10 protein-coding genes and 2 pseudogenes are annotated in these 15,191 nt (G+C 68.5%); 10 read left to right on the top strand and 2 right to left on the bottom strand.

Going from position 1 to position 15,191, the window contains the following annotated elements:
- Positions 1 to 145 precede the first annotated feature (145 nt).
- The 5 genes and pseudogenes from DFQ14_RS02440 to DFQ14_RS02420 all read left to right on the top strand — a co-directional run bounded on the left by DFQ14_RS02440 (position 146) and on the right by DFQ14_RS02420 (position 5,628).
- On the top strand, positions 146 to 790 hold the full coding sequence (locus DFQ14_RS02440; protein ID WP_420810128.1) for a pyridoxamine 5'-phosphate oxidase family protein: 645 nt from the start codon (positions 146 to 148) through the stop codon (positions 788 to 790).
- Between the two features lie 386 nt (positions 791 to 1,176).
- Positions 1,177 to 1,632: a MarR family winged helix-turn-helix transcriptional regulator gene (locus tag DFQ14_RS02435; protein ID WP_246195754.1), complete on the top strand. Its 456-nt coding sequence runs from the start codon at positions 1,177 to 1,179 to the stop codon at positions 1,630 to 1,632.
- 94 nt (positions 1,633 to 1,726) lie between these two features.
- Positions 1,727 to 2,227, top strand: coding sequence for a MarR family winged helix-turn-helix transcriptional regulator (locus DFQ14_RS02430; protein WP_114451327.1), 501 nt, complete (start codon positions 1,727 to 1,729; stop codon positions 2,225 to 2,227).
- The gene (locus DFQ14_RS02425) at positions 2,224 to 4,779 is read left to right on the top strand and encodes an MFS transporter (RefSeq protein ID WP_114451326.1); all 2,556 of its coding nucleotides are present in this window, start codon (positions 2,224 to 2,226) and stop codon (positions 4,777 to 4,779) included. The genes DFQ14_RS02430 and DFQ14_RS02425 overlap by 4 nt, the downstream gene beginning before the upstream one ends.
- Positions 4,776 to 5,628 (top strand): annotated as a pseudogene (locus DFQ14_RS02420) (YceI family protein). Before DFQ14_RS02425 ends, DFQ14_RS02420 begins: the two are co-directional and overlap by 4 nt.
- Positions 5,629 to 5,746: 118 nt before the next feature.
- Here the strand turns inward: DFQ14_RS02420 and DFQ14_RS02415 are convergent.
- Positions 5,747 to 5,908: pseudogene (locus DFQ14_RS02415) on the bottom strand (M24 family metallopeptidase); the annotation flags it as partial.
- Between the two features lie 347 nt (positions 5,909 to 6,255).
- Between DFQ14_RS02415 and DFQ14_RS02410 the strand changes: the two are divergent.
- Both DFQ14_RS02410 and clpB read left to right on the top strand, forming a co-directional pair.
- A complete protein-coding gene (locus DFQ14_RS02410; RefSeq protein ID WP_114451324.1) occupies positions 6,256 to 6,681 on the top strand; it encodes a type II toxin-antitoxin system VapC family toxin in 426 nt (141 codons plus the stop codon).
- 287 nt (positions 6,682 to 6,968) lie between these two features.
- The gene (gene clpB, locus DFQ14_RS02405; RefSeq protein ID WP_114451323.1) at positions 6,969 to 9,551 is read left to right on the top strand and encodes an ATP-dependent chaperone ClpB; all 2,583 of its coding nucleotides are present in this window, start codon (positions 6,969 to 6,971) and stop codon (positions 9,549 to 9,551) included.
- Between the two features lie 205 nt (positions 9,552 to 9,756).
- Here clpB and DFQ14_RS02400 read toward each other — a convergent pair whose 3' ends face one another.
- Positions 9,757 to 11,010 (bottom strand): MFS transporter, encoded by a 1,254-nt coding sequence (locus DFQ14_RS02400; RefSeq protein WP_114451561.1) that lies wholly within the window; start codon positions 11,008 to 11,010, stop codon positions 9,757 to 9,759.
- Between the two features lie 215 nt (positions 11,011 to 11,225).
- Here DFQ14_RS02400 and DFQ14_RS02395 point away from each other — a divergent pair, with 215 nt between their 5' ends.
- The 3 genes from DFQ14_RS02395 to DFQ14_RS02385 all read left to right on the top strand — a co-directional run bounded on the left by DFQ14_RS02395 (position 11,226) and on the right by DFQ14_RS02385 (position 15,116).
- The gene (locus DFQ14_RS02395; RefSeq protein ID WP_246195753.1) at positions 11,226 to 12,044 is read left to right on the top strand and encodes a type III secretion system chaperone family protein; all 819 of its coding nucleotides are present in this window, start codon (positions 11,226 to 11,228) and stop codon (positions 12,042 to 12,044) included.
- 9 nt (positions 12,045 to 12,053) lie between these two features.
- Entirely contained in the window at positions 12,054 to 12,827 is a 774-nt protein-coding gene (locus DFQ14_RS02390) for an SDR family NAD(P)-dependent oxidoreductase (RefSeq protein ID WP_114451322.1), read from the top strand.
- Between the two features lie 201 nt (positions 12,828 to 13,028).
- Entirely contained in the window at positions 13,029 to 15,116 is a 2,088-nt protein-coding gene (locus DFQ14_RS02385; protein WP_114451321.1) for a PhoX family protein, read from the top strand.
- Positions 15,117 to 15,191: the final 75 nt, after the last annotated feature.

The following is a 15,191-nucleotide window of genomic DNA, read 5'->3' as shown; positions in this document are numbered from 1 at the left end:
GATCTCCGACTCGCCCGATCCGGCCGGGGAACCGACCCGCCCCGCAACGGCCCTCGCGCACCAGGAAGAGCAGCCCACCCGGCATATCGTGCCGCACTTCGCGCGCACCCGGCCGGGCGAGAGTGCCGACCCCCAAGACCCGTTCGTGGGCCACGAGCAGACCGTTCGCCTCCCCGGATCATCCGGTGAACACCTGCTGCAGTGTGCTTACTCGACCGAGCAGCGGGCCAAGCGCTTCTACGACGACCAGGTTCTGGATCATCTCAATCCGGAAATGAAGGAATTCGTCGCGCGGATGGACATGATGTTCATCGCCACCGCCGATGCCCGGGGTGAATGCGACTCCAGCCTGCGTGCCGGCCGGAGCGGATTCATCGAGGTGCTCGACGATCGCCATCTCGCCTACCCGGAATACCGGGGTAACGGCGTGATGGCCAGCCTCGGCAACATCAGCGAGAACCCGCACGTCGGCATCCTGATGGTGGACTTCGTCACCGACCTCATCGGGTTGCACGTCAACGGTAAGGCCCGCATCGTCGAGGACCCCGACCTGCGCGCCATCCATCCGCAGCTTTCCGCGGAGTTCGAGCGGGGGCGTACCCCCGAGCGCTGGGTGGTCGTCCAGGTGGAGGAGGCCTACATCCACTGCCGCAAGCACATTCCCCGGATGGCTCCGGTGCAGCGGGAGCGTAGCTGGGGCTCGGACAACCCCAAGCGCAAGGGCGGAGATTACTTCGGGGCCAAGGGGATGCCCAGGCCCTGGCATCATCCCGAACCCCAGCGGAATTGAGGTCTCCCATGGCTTGCGTAGGTGGTCACTGAACCGGCGCCTCATTTGGCGCCTTGCTGCGTTGCAGGCCACATCGAGTAGCCACCTACGCCACGTGGCCCGCTGCCTTGCAATGCATCCAAATGAGGCGCCGGAGCTGGTCGTCTTGCCCGGGCTGGTCAATCAGGCGAAAGGCCGTCCATCACGTCGGGACTGTCCTGGTGAGGCTGTGCGGTGAGAACCCGCGGCGGTGCCGGCTGTGTGGGTAAGTGGCCGGGGTCGCTTGCCTGGTGACCGGAGGTGGGCACTGAACCGCCGCCTCACCCGTGGGTGGATGGGCTGCCGGATACGACAAACCGGGCGGGCACACTGGTCGTCGACGGCGAGTCCCACGGGAAGGCACGGATGTGAGCGACCAGGACCAGGACGGCGATGTCCGGTGTAGTGCTGCGGACGCGGTCGAGCGCGAACTGGCGATGATGTTCCGGCGCGCACGCAAGCTGTCCCTGACCGTGGCAGCGGAGGTGCACCCCGATCTGGACGCGGCCTCCTACAGCCTGTTGTTGCTCGTCGACGATGCGGGTTCTCTGCGCGGGATGGACGTGGCCGAGCGGACCGGTCTCGACAAGTCCACTGTGAGCAGACAGATCGCCACCCTCGTCGATCTGGACCTGCTGGAGCGTGTGCCGGATCCCGACGACGGCCGTGCCCGGCGCATCCAGCTTTCGGAAACGGGCAGGTCCAGGTTGAACGAGGTTCGCCGGCGGCGCAGCGAGAGCCTGCACGACGAGTTCGCCAACTGGTCGACCGCGGACCTGCGGGAATTCGCTCGCCTGCTGGCGAAGCTCAACAACCCCGGATAACCCCGGTGGGCTCCGTACGCCTTGGTGCGACCCGAAAGTTGCCTTTAGCAACTAAATAAATTATAGTTGCATGTAGCAACCAAAGGAATGTTGTATGCAACCTGATGCCGACCTCTGCGGGGAACTGCTCACCCCGCTGCGGGCTCTGATCGGGCTCAAGCAGCTCGCGTCGCACTGGGGAGCCGTTCATGGTGACGACACACTGCCCTACGCGGCCGCCGGGCTGCTCGGTGAGCTCGTGCACTGCGGGGAGTCCCCGCTCGGCGAGCTCGCCCAGCACCGGATCGTCGACGCGTCGGTGGTCAGCAGGCAAGCGGCCCAGCTCGAGCAGGCCGGAATGATCGCGCGCAGGCCGGATCCGGCCGACCGGCGGATCTCGCTGCTGAGTGCCACCCCTGTGGGCGAGCAGGCGTTCGCCGCGCTCGAAAGGGAGAAGAAGGAGTGGCTCAGCCACGCTTTGCGCGGCTGGAACGACTCCGAGGTGCAGCAGCTGACGAACCTGCTGCACGCGGCCTCCCGCGACCTGCGCACCGCTGCACACGAGCTACTGGAACACACCGACCCGACCCACTCGACGCAGGAAGGAGCCCGATGACGACCGCGACAGGTCAGCAGGGTCAGCAGGCGGCGCCGGACGAGGTGGTGTCCGAGCGCAGCGAGCCGCAAGCGTCAGGCGCGCCGATGACGCGCAGGCAGGTCGCCAAGGCGATGGTGGGCCTGATGCTCGCCCTGATCGTGGCGATCCTGAGTTCGACGATCGTGTCGACCGCCCTGCCCGTGATCACGGCGGACCTGGGGGGAACACAGGGTCAGTACACCTGGGTGGTCACGGCGATGCTGCTGACCTCCACGGCCACCACACCACTCTGGGGCAAGCTCTCCGACCTCTACAGCAAGAAGGTGCTGTATCAGCTCGCGATCACCATCTTCATGCTCGGATCGGTGCTGGGCGGCTTCGCCCAGTCGATGTCGATGCTGATCGGTTTCCGCGCGCTGCAGGGCATCGGGATGGGCGGCCTGCAGGCACTGATCCAGGTCGTGATCGCGGCGATGGTCTCGCCCCGCGAGCGCGGACGCTACAGCGGTTACATCGGTGCGGCCTTCGCGGTCGCCACCACCAGCGGGCCGCTGGTGGGAGGACTCATCGTCGACGTCCCCTGGCTCGGCTGGCGTTGGTGCTTCTGGGTGACGGTGCCGATCGCGGTGATCGCGTTCATCGTGCTGGGCAGGACGCTGAAGCTGCCCGTGATCAAGCGGGACGTCTCCATCGACTGGTTCGGAGCGCTGTTCCTGGTCGGCGGCGTGAGCCTGCTGCTGGCCTGGGTGTCGCTGGCGGGCAAGCAGTTCGACTGGCTCTCGACGCAGACGGCCGCCTGCGTCGGTGGTGGGCTGCTGGCGCTGATCATCGCGCTGGTCATCGAGACGAAGGTCCGCGAGCCGATCGTGCCGCTGGGGATGTTCCGCAACCCCACGGTCAGCCTGGCCATCATCGCGATGATCTCCGTGGGGACGGCGATGTTCGGTGGAGCGGTCTTCCTCGCGCAGTACTTCCAGATCGGCCGGGGGTACTCGCCCACGCATGCGGGGCTGATGACGCTGCCGATGGTGCTCGGTCTGTTCGTGTCCTCGACGCTGTCCGGACAGATCATCTCCCGCTGGGTCGGAAGGGTGAAACCGTTCCTGGTCGGCGGCAGCATCGTGCTGATCATCGGGATGGGGCTGCTGAGCACCATCGATTCCACGACCGATCTCGTGCTGGTGGGCTGCTACCTGGCGCTCATGGGTATCGGTGTCGGCTGCCTGATGCAGAACCTCGTGCTGGCGGTGCAGAACAGTGTGGGTACCAGGGACATGGGGTCGGTCACCTCGGTGGTGACCTTCTTCCGCACCCTCGGAGGTTCGGCCGGTGTCTCCGTGCTCGGTGCGGTGCTGGGCATGCGGGTGACCGACTACGTCCGCGAGGGGCTCGCCGATCTTCCCGGGGCGCCGAGTGGCGGTGCAGGCTCCGGGCAGATGTCACTGGACGTCAACGCCCTGCCCGCACCGATCGAGGAGATCGTGCGGCACGCGTACGGGGCCGGTGTGGGGGACCTCTTCGCCATCTCGGCCTGTGTCTCCGTGGTCACGCTCCTCGCGGTGCTGTTCATCAGGGAGGTTCCGTTGCGCACCACCATCGAGATGTCGAGCGACCAGTCCGGAAACGCATCGAACGAGCGGCGGAACAGCGCCGACGGCTCCGGCGAGCCCGTGGACACGTCCGAGAACCGTTCCGCCGAGCCCCGGGCGGAACAGCCCACGGTGAGCGGTCCTTCCGCAGCCGGACCCCGGCTCTCCTCCGACACCCGCTTCGAGGGTTCTCCACCTCCCGGCGAGGAAGGGGGTGTGTTCGTGCACGGGACCGTGCTCGACCCGGATGGTGAGCCGGTTTCCGGTGTGGTGCTCACCCTGACCGATGCCGGTGGGCGTCAGATCGATCGCACCCGCACCGGTGAGGACGGTCGCTACCGGATGACTCCCGGCAGTGGTGGCAACTGCGTCCTGATCGCTTCCTCGGGTCGGTACCAGCCCGCCGCGTCGATGGTCGCGGTGCTGGATCGGCCGGTGCGGCACGACGTGGAACTTTCCGGTGCCGCGGTCCTGTCCGGCACGGTTTCCGCAGGAACCGTGCCGGTGTCCGGCGCGACGGTCGTGCTGACCGACGTGCGGGGCGAGGTGGTCGCCACCGGGCAGACCGGTGCCGCGGGTGACTATCGGCTGCCTGATCTGCTCGGCGGCTCGTACGCGGTCACCGTGACCGCGCAGGGGTACCGACCGGTGGCCGTGCAGGCCGCTCTCCCGGACGGGCAGGAGACCACCGTCGACGTGCCGCTGCGGACGGGTGTCCGGCTGTCCGGCGTCATCCGCTCGGCGACGTTGGGGCATGCGATTCCCGAGGCGCAGGTGACCCTGCTGGATTCCGCCGGAAGAGTGGCCGCGTCCATGGTCACCGGCGCCGATGGCGTCTACACCTTCACCGACCTGCCCGACGGCGAGTACACGGTGATCGCCACCGGATACCCACCGCTCGCCACTCCGGTGAAGGTCGCCGGGGAGGAACTCGACCACGACATCGCCCTCGACCACTCGCACGAGGAGGAGCGGGCATGACCCTCGGACAGGAGGAAGCCGGTACGCAGGCTGCGGCGCCGGGTACCGGTGCGGTGACGGCCCACCTGCAGTCGGTGTCCGGATGGCCGTTGCCGGATGCGGTGCTGACCGTGACCGATGCGGTCGGAAGGCAGGTCGCCCGGATCCAGGCCGACGACGAGGGCGTGGCTTCCGCTTCCGGCATGGATTCCGGTCACTACACCGTGATCGTCACCGCGCTCGGGTACCAGCCACTGGCTCGCACCGCGGTGGTGTCCCCGGGTAGGGGGGGCGGAGCTGGGCGTGCTGAAGCTGGAGCGTGCGGGCGGTGCCGACCTGCCGGCCTCGGGGATGTGGCGGATCGATCCCGTGCACTCCTCGATCATGGCGACCGTGCAGCACCTCGGGCTCGGCAGCATTCACGGGCGGCTCAACGAGTTCACCGGGCAGGTCCGGGTGGCCGAGCCGATCGAGTCCTCGCAGGTCGAGGTGCGCATCGACGCCGCCAGTGTGGACACCGCCAACGCCGCGCGCGACGAGCATCTGCGCGATGCGGACTTCTTGAACGTCGAGCGCTACCCGGAGATCACCTTCGTCTCGACCGGCCTGTCCCCGCGTGGTGACAGCCGGTGGGATCTCGACGGCGAGCTGACCCTGTGCGGGGTGACCCGGCCGGTGCGGCTCGACACCCGGTTCACCGGGGTCGGGCCCGACCCGTGGGGAGGCACTCGCGCCTCGGCCACCGCCACGACGCGACTGCGTCGCGAGGACTTCGCGATGACCTTCAACCAGGCGCTGAGCACGGGCATCGCGGCGATCGGCACGACCCTGCGGATCGACATCGACATCCAGGCCGTCCGCCAGGACTGACAGGTGCGTGGATTGGTTTGAGCGGGGGTGCGGGATGTCGCTTGCCTGACGACGTAAGGGTCATGGGGCGGTGAGCACGAGTGGACCCTCTTCGGTGATCGCGATGGTGTGCTCACCATGGACGGCTTTCGTTGGGCACGTGCGGGTCCTCGTGCATGGCCCGTCCGACTCCGTGCCCGCCGTGCTCGGCCAGTAGTCCGCATCCGGCCTGGCGAGCAGCAGAGCCGATGGCATGCCCGATATCGCCGGGTGCGGCCCCGACTCGGGCAGCGTGGACGCCGCGCTGTGGAGACACCTGTGGTGAGACAGCGCGGAGAGCATTTGATGCAAAACGCATCTTTTTGCATCATCAGGTGCTATACTGGTGCTCATGGCGAGAGCTATCACTGTTCGCCTCGACGAGGCCGACGACATTGCATTGAGGGAGCAGGCCGAACGGCTTCGAGTTCGACCGGGAACTCTGGCGCGGATGTTGGTGCACGCCGGGCTCAGCGGGAACACTCCAGCCCAGGGACGTTCAACTGCACATGCCGCACTCGACCGGCTGGTGCGGCGGTCTCACCAGCAGCCCTCGGCCGATGCGGTGGCTTTGGTGAATGATGCTCGCGCCGATCTCGGTGCCGAGCGGTGAGCGTGGTCCTTGATGCCAACGTGATCGTTGCTCTGCTGGTGGCCGATGAGCATCAACCTGCGGCACGAGCCCGCATCGAGGAATGGCTCAATGCCGGAGAGGAGCTCCATGCTCCTGCAGTGCTGCCCTACGAGGTCGCCAACGTGCTCGCTCGCCTGGTCTTCGAAGGTACGCTCACAGTCCACGACGTGACCGGGACCTGGCATGATCTCGCCGCTTTCGACCTGCAGCTGCACCCGTTCGATTTCACTCGTGATGGCCCCGACGTCGCAGCGATCACCGCGCAGCTGCAGTGGCGGCACGCCACGGACTCGACCTACGTCTGTCTGGCACGGCGGCTCGGGACAACCCTGTGGACGCTCGATGGTGCGTTGGCCCGCAATGCTGCCGACAACGGATTACCCGTCAAGCTCGTCACCTGACTCGTAGGGCGCAGATGGTGACGGGAACTCGTCACCATCCCAGTGGCCGATCCCGCGGATGATGGCGGCTCACTGCCCGCTGCCACCCTCGATCTCGGCGATGACCTGCCCCCCACGGGACGGTTTGCTCGTCTTGCCATGCCGGGTCCTCCGAAGTGCCATGCCACCGTGCTCGCCCCCGTTCTCTCGTGCCGCTATACTTGAGTCGTACAGGCTCAAGTTTCTTGTAGTGGGATTTCGGTGCGCGAGTGTGGAACCACCGCGCCGCTGCTGCGATGAGGTGAGGGATGGACGCTTTCAACCCGACCACGAAGACCCAGCAGGCGATCTCGTCGGCGGGGCAGGCCGCGACGGTCGCCGGTAACCCCGACATCGTCCCGGCGCACCTGCTCGGTGCGCTGCTCGCGCAGGGCGACGGGTTGACCGCACCGCTGCTGTCGGCCGTGGGCGCCGATCCGGTCCGGGTGCGCACCGAACTCGATCAGCTCGCCAATGCGCTTCCCGCCGCGAGCGGCTCCACCGTGTCGACCCCGCAGCTGTCCCGGGAGGCCGTCAAGGCACTCACCCACGCCCAGCGCCTGGCCACCGAGATGGGCGACGAGTACGTCTCCACCGAACACCTGCTGGTGGGGCTGGCAGCCGAGGGTGGGCAGGTGGCCGACCTGCTGCGCAGGCACGGCGCCACCCCGGAGGCCCTCAAGGAGGCCTTCACGAAGGTGCGCGGATCGGCGCGCGTGACGAGCCCGGACCCCGAGGGCACCTACCAGGCTCTGGAGAAGTACGGCCAGGACCTCACCGAGCGTGCCCGCAACGGTGACCTCGACCCCGTGATCGGCCGGGACGCGGAAATTCGGCGTGTCGTGCAGGTGCTGTCCCGGCGCACCAAGAACAACCCGGTCCTGATCGGCGAGCCCGGTGTCGGCAAGACGGCCATCGCCGAAGGACTCTCCCAGCGCATCGTCGCCGGCGACGTCCCGGAATCGCTGCGGAACAAGCGGGTCGTGGCGCTGGACCTCGGGTCCATGGTCGCGGGTGCGAAGTACCGGGGCGAGTTCGAGGAACGTCTCAAGGCCGTGCTCAAGGAGATCACCGAGTCCGAGGGTCGGATCATCACCTTCATCGACGAGCTGCACACCATCGTCGGCGCCGGCGCCACCGGCGAGGGTGCGATGGACGCGGGCAACATGATCAAGCCGATGCTGGCCCGCGGCGAGCTGCGCATGGTCGGCGCGACCACCCTCGACGAGTACCGCAAGCACATCGAGACCGACGCCGCCCTGGAACGGCGGTTCCAGCAGGTTTTCGTGGGCGAACCCACCCCGGAGGACACCGTCGGCATTCTGCGCGGACTCAAGGAACGCTACGAGGTGCACCACGGTGTGCGCATCACCGACGGAGCGCTCGTGTCGGCCGCGACGCTGTCCGACCGCTACATCACCGACCGGTTCCTGCCGGACAAGGCGATCGACCTGGTGGACGAGGCCGCCTCCCGGCTGCGGATGGAGATCGATTCCCGTCCGGTGGAGATCGACGAGGTCGAGCGGGCGGTGCGGCGCCTGGAGATCGAGGAGATGGCGCTGACCTCCGAGAGCGATGAGGCATCCCTGGAGCGGCTGGCCGCGTTGCGTGCCGAACTCGCCGATCGCCGGGAACGGCTGTCCGAGCTCACCGCGCGGTGGCAGGGCGAGAAGGAGTCGATCGAGAAGGTCCGCGACCTCAAAACGCAGCTCGAACAGCTGCGCGGCGAGTCCGAGCGGGCCGAGCGCGACGGCGACCTCGGCAAGGCCGCCGAGCTGCGCTACGGCCGGATCCCCGAGCTGGAAAAGGAACTCGAGTCGGCCACCGAGTCGCAGAGCGAGCACAAGGTGATGCTGCAGGAGGAGGTCACGCCGGACGACGTCGCCGACGTGGTCGCTTCCTGGACCGGCATCCCCGCGGGCAGGCTGCTGGAGGGCGAGACCGCCAAGCTGCTGCGGATGGAGGACGCTCTCGGTGCCCGCGTGATCGGCCAGGCCGAGGCGGTGCGGGCGGTTTCCGACGCGGTGCGCCGGGCTCGTGCCGGTGTCGCCGACCCCGACCGGCCCACCGGATCGTTCCTGTTCCTCGGCCCGACCGGGGTCGGCAAGACCGAGTTGGCCAAGGCGCTGGCGGGATTCCTGTTCGACGACGAGCGCGCGATGGTGCGCATCGACATGAGCGAGTACTCCGAGAAGCACTCGGTGGCCCGCCTGGTCGGTGCTCCGCCCGGCTATGTCGGCTACGACCAGGGTGGGCAGTTGACCGAGGCGGTGCGCAGGCGCCCGTACTCGGTGGTGCTGCTCGACGAGGTCGAAAAGGCGCACTCGGACGTGTTCGACATCCTGCTGCAGGCGCTCGACGACGGCAGGCTCACCGACGGCCAGGGCCGCACGGTCGACTTCCGCAACACGATCCTGGTGCTCACCTCCAACCTGGGCTCGCAGGCGATCGCGGACCCGACACTGTCCGAACAGGACCGCGACGAGGCCGTGATGTCGGTGGTGCGGGGGCAGTTCAAGCCGGAGTTCCTCAACCGGCTCGACAGCACCGTGGTGTTCCACTCGCTGTCCACCGAGGAGCTGACCGGCATCGTGGACATCCAGGTCGACCGCCTGGCTCGCCGACTCTCCGATCGCCGGTTGACGCTCGACGTGCAGCCCGCGGCACGGGACTGGCTGGCGCTCAACGGGTTCGACCCGGTCTTCGGTGCGCGCCCGCTGCGGCGGCTGGTGGAGTCGGCCATCGGCGACCAGCTCGCGCGCAAGCTGCTGGCCGGGGATATCCGCGACGGCGACAAGGTCGACGTGGACGTCACCGACGACAATGCGGAGCTCGTCGTCTCGGCGCGGTGACCTCCGGCAGGTGGTGACCTCCGGTGGGCCGGGGGTCACCACCGGGATTCCGGTGCGGATTCCCGGCCCTGCTCGGCGATCAGCGCGGACCGGCAGTACCCGCAGGTGGGTATCCATGTCCCGTTCATCTCGTCCGGCTGGGTCAAAGCCACGGTGACACCGCAGAAACCGCAGCGACGGCCGAGGCTGCTCCGCCCCGGTGCGATCAGGTGCGGGCCGGGGCGGAGCCGTGCAACAGCGTGCTCAGCCCCGCCACGGCTGCGAACAGCGCCGCGGCCGAGCCGAACACGACGGTCGCCGTGAGCAGTCCCAGGGCCGTGGTGAGAAAACCGATCGCGACCGCGGGCACACCCATCGACAGGTAGGCGACGACGTAGATCATCGCCGTCGTGCCCGCCCGATGTTCGGGAGTGGCCAGTCCGGCGAGCATCCGGAAACCACCCATGAAGGTCAGCCCCCAGCCGATCCCGAGCAGCACGGAACTCGCGTGGAACATCACCGGAAGGTGCGCGAGCACCGACCAGGTCAGCGCGGCGAGACCGGCGATGAGCAGCGGTGTCCCCGCCCGGACGGCCCGGATCCCCGGCCAGCCGGACAGCACCGACTGCACGATCGCTCCGGTACCGGTCAGCGCGGTGATCGTGAGCCCGCCGACGAGGTGGGGGGTACCGTCGACCATCTCCCTGGCCAGCGACGGACCCAGTGACAGGTACATGCCACCGACGGTCCACGAGGCCAGGATGCTCGTTGCCAGCAGAGCGAAGGTGCCGCGGCGCCCCGCGGGGACGCTCGGGCGTTGCGGGCGCAGCGCCCGGCGCAGTGAGACGGTCCCGGATCCGGCCGATTCCGGCATGGCCACCACGCCGAAGAACGTCAGGACGAGCGCGGCGAGGATCACCAGGTAGCCGAGTACGGTGGGTGCCGGCGCGAACTGCACGAGCACGCCCGCCAGAGCGGCCCCGAGCGCCAGCCCCGCGGAGGAGGCGACGGTATTGACCAGTGCTCCGAGCTGCTTGCCGGGTGGCTGGAGATCGAGCAGTGCCCCGCTCGCCGCACTGGTCACCGCGCCCGTCGCCAATCCCTGCAGGACACGGCCGAGGTAGAGCCACCCGACACCCGGAGCGGCCGCCAGCACCACCACGGACAGGATCTCCAGCACGACGGCACCGAGCAGCACCGGACGGCGCCCCACGTGATCGGACAGCGAACCGAACAGCAACAGGGAAATCAGGATGGCCAGGCCGTACACCGCGAACACCGCGGTCAGCACGGTGGCCGAGAAATCCCAGCGCTGCTGATAGACGGCATACATCGGGGAGGGCACGGTCGCGGCCATCAGAAACACGCACAACACGGCACCGACCAGCCAGAAGGCTGCGCCGCGCGGTAATGCGCGGCGCCGGGACGGGGATCGCCGCCCGTCCGGCCTGTCGGGGGCCGCGAGCTGCTCGGTGGTCACCATGTCTCCTCGGAAAGCCGGCAACGTACCGTTCGCGGCAACCGTCACGCGCCGGAGGGGCATTTCCGTTTCCCGGCGAATGAGGTGACGAACACACCGGCACCGAGTCGATGTGACCCCATCGGCGCAGCGCAGTGATCCGTCGATAGTGCGATTCGGCGTGGCATCCCCCGGTGATCTTCGTGTTCGGCGATCAGCGGACTACCCTGCGCGGTGTGGGTATACCTGCATGGGTCTGGTTCGTCGTTGCCGTCACCGCGATCGTGGCGGGTGCCACGATGCTGGTCACTGACCGGACGCGGCGAACGTCGAAGAACCGTGAACGGCGCCGGTGGGCCACTCTGCGCGGCTGGCAGTACGCCGAGAGCGACCAGGTACTGCCGACCAGATGGGAGCGCGGTGTTCTCGCGCAGTACAGCGGAGCCGTGGCCACCGACATCGTCGCCGGATCCACCTTCACCTCCGACGGCCGTCGCCAGGTTTCCGTGTTCGACCTGACGGTCGGCGGCAGGACGGTCGCAGTGCTGGTGGGAGTGCGTTGTCGCCGCCCGATGCCGGTCACGATCGAGCTGTGGCTGCCCGAGGTACCGGTACCGCAGGAGTCCGGGTTGGACCTGCTCGGCCCCGTCGGTTCCCGCTACGCCTTCGTCACCGATGTCGCCACCGCCCGGCCGCAGGTGACACCGGCCATGGTGGATGCCGCCGAGGAGGTCGGTGGGGACGTCACCGTGGTCTGGATGGAACACGACTGGGTGCTGGCGGCTGCCGAACCCGGCGCGGATCCGTCGCGGCTGGAGAGCCTGCTGCGCGCGCTCGGCGGCCTGGTCGATCTGATGGACCCGTTCGAGCGCGACCCCAACGAGCAGCACCTGCCCGAGTGGCGCTCCGCCGGGGAGGAGATCGCCGACGACGACGCTGCCGACGACGACGTTGCCGGGGACGACAGCAGCGGGGACGAGGAACCCGAGGAAGAGGATCAGGGCAGCGGCGTGGATCACCCCGAGCCACATCAGGCCGAGGAGAGCAACCGATAGGCTCCGGGTATGCCTACCGCTGTCGTCACCGGTGCCACCGCGGGTATCGGCCGGGCCTTCGCCCGCCGCCTCGCCGCCGAAGGTCACGATCTCGTTCTGGTCGCCCGTGACGCCGACCGGCTCCGGTCACTGGCCGAGGGGCTCCGGACGCGTCACGGTGTGCAGACCGAGGTGCTGCGCGCCGACCTGACCGACGAGTCCGGCTGCGCCGAGGTCGAGCGGCGGCTCACCGACCCGGACAGGCCGGTGGATCTGCTGGTCAACAACGCCGGATTCGGGACCTCCGGAGCTTTCTGGGACCTCGACGCCGCGGCGCTGCGCACGCAACTGGAGCTCAACGTCGCCGCCGTGCTGCGGCTGACCCACGCGGCCGTGCCGACGATGCGGGAGCGCGGACGCGGGGACGTGATCAACGTGTCCAGCGTCTCCGGCTTCTTCTCGGTGTCCGGGTCGACGTATGCGGCCTCCAAGGCGTGGGTGACCACGTTCTCCGAAGGTCTGTCCGTGGCGCTGGCAGGCAGCGGGGTGCGGGTGATGGCGCTGTGCCCGGGTTTCACGCGCACCGAGTTCCACGAGCGTGCCGAGTTGGACATGAGCGCGCTGCCGAAGGCGTTCTGGCTGGACGCCGATGCGGTCGTGCACGAGGGGCTGGCGGACCTGCGGCGCGGCAAGGACGTGTCGATCCCGGGCACGCAGTACAAGGCACTCGTCGCGCTCGGGCGGCTCATCCCGCAGCAGCTTCAGCGCTTCATCGTGTCGCGTACCGCTCCCGGCCGGACCTGAGTCCGCGCCTCATGCGGCCTGCTTGCGCATGATCACACCATGTGATCGGCATGCACGTCCAGTGGTGATCGTTCCCGAATCGAGCGAGAAGGCGATCACCGTCGGTCGTGAATTTCTTTTTCGTTCACTTCGCGTCTTCCGTGCCCTTGCTCGGCTCTTCTAGCGTGCCGGTGTTCGCCCATCGATGCCTTGGAGATCCGCATGTCCGTCAGACCGAACGGCGGGCGGGTTATCCCGCTTTCGCTGCTGCCCCAGCGTTCCGGCCGATCCGCGGTGACCTGCGAGTACCGCTGCGGCAACGCCTGTGCTCACGAAGCGCCCAACCCCTCGGACAACGCCTACTTCGGTGACATCGTGGAAAGCGCGCTCAGCCGCCGGAACGCACTGAGGGGAGCCGCCGTGGTGGCCCTGGCCACCGGCGGTGCCGCGGCACTCGGCGGCACGGCCGCGGCACGGCCCGCCGGGTCGTCCCGCCCCGGCCAGGACGGTGCCGCGGCGGTCGGGACGGATTTCGACCCCGTGGCCCCCAACACCGAGGACCGCGTCGTCGTCCCCGAGGGCTACGAGCAGGGAATCGTCATCCGCTGGGGTGACCCCGTCGTCCCCGGTGCACCCGAGTTCGACTTCGACCACCAGACGGCCGCCGCCCAGGAACGGCAGTTCGGCTACAACAACGACTTCGCGGGCCTGATCCCGTTGGACGGGGCCGGTGTGCGCAACCTGCTCGTGGTCAATCACGAGTACACCAGCGAGCCGCACATGTTCCGCGGCTACGACGAGAACAACCCCACCGAGGAGCAGGTTCGCATCGCCTGGGCCGCGCACGGGCAGTCCGTGCTGCTGGTGCGGCGCGACACCGCAGGCGGCGGTCTGTCGCCGGTACCGAGCAGCTACAGCCGCCGTATCACGCTGAACACGGAGTTCGAGGTCCGCGGGCCCGCGGCGGGCAGCGGGCATCTCAAGACCTCCGCCGATCCCAGCGGCACTCGTGTGCTCGGCACCCTGAACAACTGTGCGGGCGGTATCACCCCGTGGGGCACCATGCTCGCCGGGGAGGAGAACTTCCACCAGTACTTCGCTCACGCCGACAGGGTCACCGATCCGCAGGCCCGGCAGCGGCTCGACCGGTACGGGCTCGGCGCCGGTGCCAGTACCCGCAAGTGGGAGCGGTTCGATTGGCGCTGGGATGTCGGCAAGGAGCCGAACGAACCCAACCGGTTCGGGTGGATCGTCGAGATCGATCCGCACGATCCCGACTCCACACCGGTCAAGCACACGGCACTGGGCCGGTTCAAGCACGAGGGTGCCACCATCACGGTGGCCGACGACGGTCGTGTCGTGGCCTACAGCGGTGACGACGAGCGTTTCGAGTACGTCTACAAGTTCGTCTCGAACGGCCGGATGAAGCCCGGCCGCAGTGCACGTGCCCGGCGGCACAACATGTCCCTGCTGGACGACGGAACCCTCTACGTCGCGCGATTCACCGGGGACAGCCCGGGCAAGGAGATCGACGGCAGCGGCGAGCTGCCCTCGGACGGACGGTTCGACGGCAGCGGGGAGTGGCTTCCGCTGGCCAGCGGGAACCGATCCCACGTGCCGGGCTTCACCGCCGAAGAGGTCTACGTCTTCACCCGGATGGCAGCCGATGCCGCCGGAGCCACCAGGATGGACCGTCCGGAGGACATCCAGCCCAATCCGGTCAACGGTCGCGTCTACTGCGCACTGACCAACAACTCCGACCGAGGCGCCGCCGGGCATGCCGGGGTCGACGAGGCGAACCCGCGAGTCGGCAACAAGCACGGCCACGTGCTGGAGCTGCAGGAGAACGACGGCGATGCCACGGGGACCGGGTTCTCCTGGAACCTGCTGCTGGTCTGTGGTGATCCGAACGACCCGAACACCTACTTCGGCGGGTTCGACAGCAGCCGGGTCAGCCCGATCTCGTGTCCGGACAACGTCGCCTTCGACCGGCACGGGAACCTGTGGGTCTCCACCGACGGCAACGAGTTGGGCTCCAACGACGGCCTGTTCGCCGTACCGGTCGACGGTGCCCACCGTGGTCACGTCAAGCAGTTCCTGACCGTGCCCAGGGGAGCCGAGACGTGTGGGCCGGTCATCACCGACAACGTGGTGACCGTGTGCGTCCAGCACCCGGGCGAGCTCGACGGAGCCGACGCCGACAAGCCCGCCTCGCACTGGCCCGGCGGGGGCGAATCGCAGCCGCGCCCGTCGGTGGTGGCGGTGTGGCGCAAGGACGGACCCCGGCCCGGCGAGATCGGTCGCCGCTGATTCACCCACCGCGGACGGGCGCGGGGTTCTCGCCTCCTGCCGAGCACGTCCGTTCCGTGCCCGGCTCCGCCTCGC

The organism is Halopolyspora algeriensis, from assembly GCF_003337235.1.
In the GTDB taxonomy this organism is placed as follows: domain Bacteria; phylum Actinomycetota; class Actinomycetes; order Mycobacteriales; family Pseudonocardiaceae; genus Haloactinomyces; species Haloactinomyces algeriensis.
This window is presented reverse-complemented; position numbering and strand designations above follow the sequence as displayed.

Bases quoted from the DNA above. Each gene is read 5' to 3' on its own strand.
- DFQ14_RS02385 (WP_114451321.1), top strand. From the start codon at position 13,029: ATGTCCGTCAGACCGAACGGCGGGCGGGTTATCCCGCTTTCGCTGCTG.
- DFQ14_RS02390 (WP_114451322.1), top strand. From the start codon at position 12,054: ATGCCTACCGCTGTCGTCACCGGTGCCACCGCGGGTATCGGCCGGGCC.
- DFQ14_RS02425 (WP_114451326.1), top strand. From the start codon at position 2,224: ATGACGACCGCGACAGGTCAGCAGGGTCAGCAGGCGGCGCCGGACGAG.
- clpB (WP_114451323.1), top strand. From the start codon at position 6,969: ATGGACGCTTTCAACCCGACCACGAAGACCCAGCAGGCGATCTCGTCG.
- DFQ14_RS02430 (WP_114451327.1), top strand. From the start codon at position 1,727: ATGCAACCTGATGCCGACCTCTGCGGGGAACTGCTCACCCCGCTGCGG.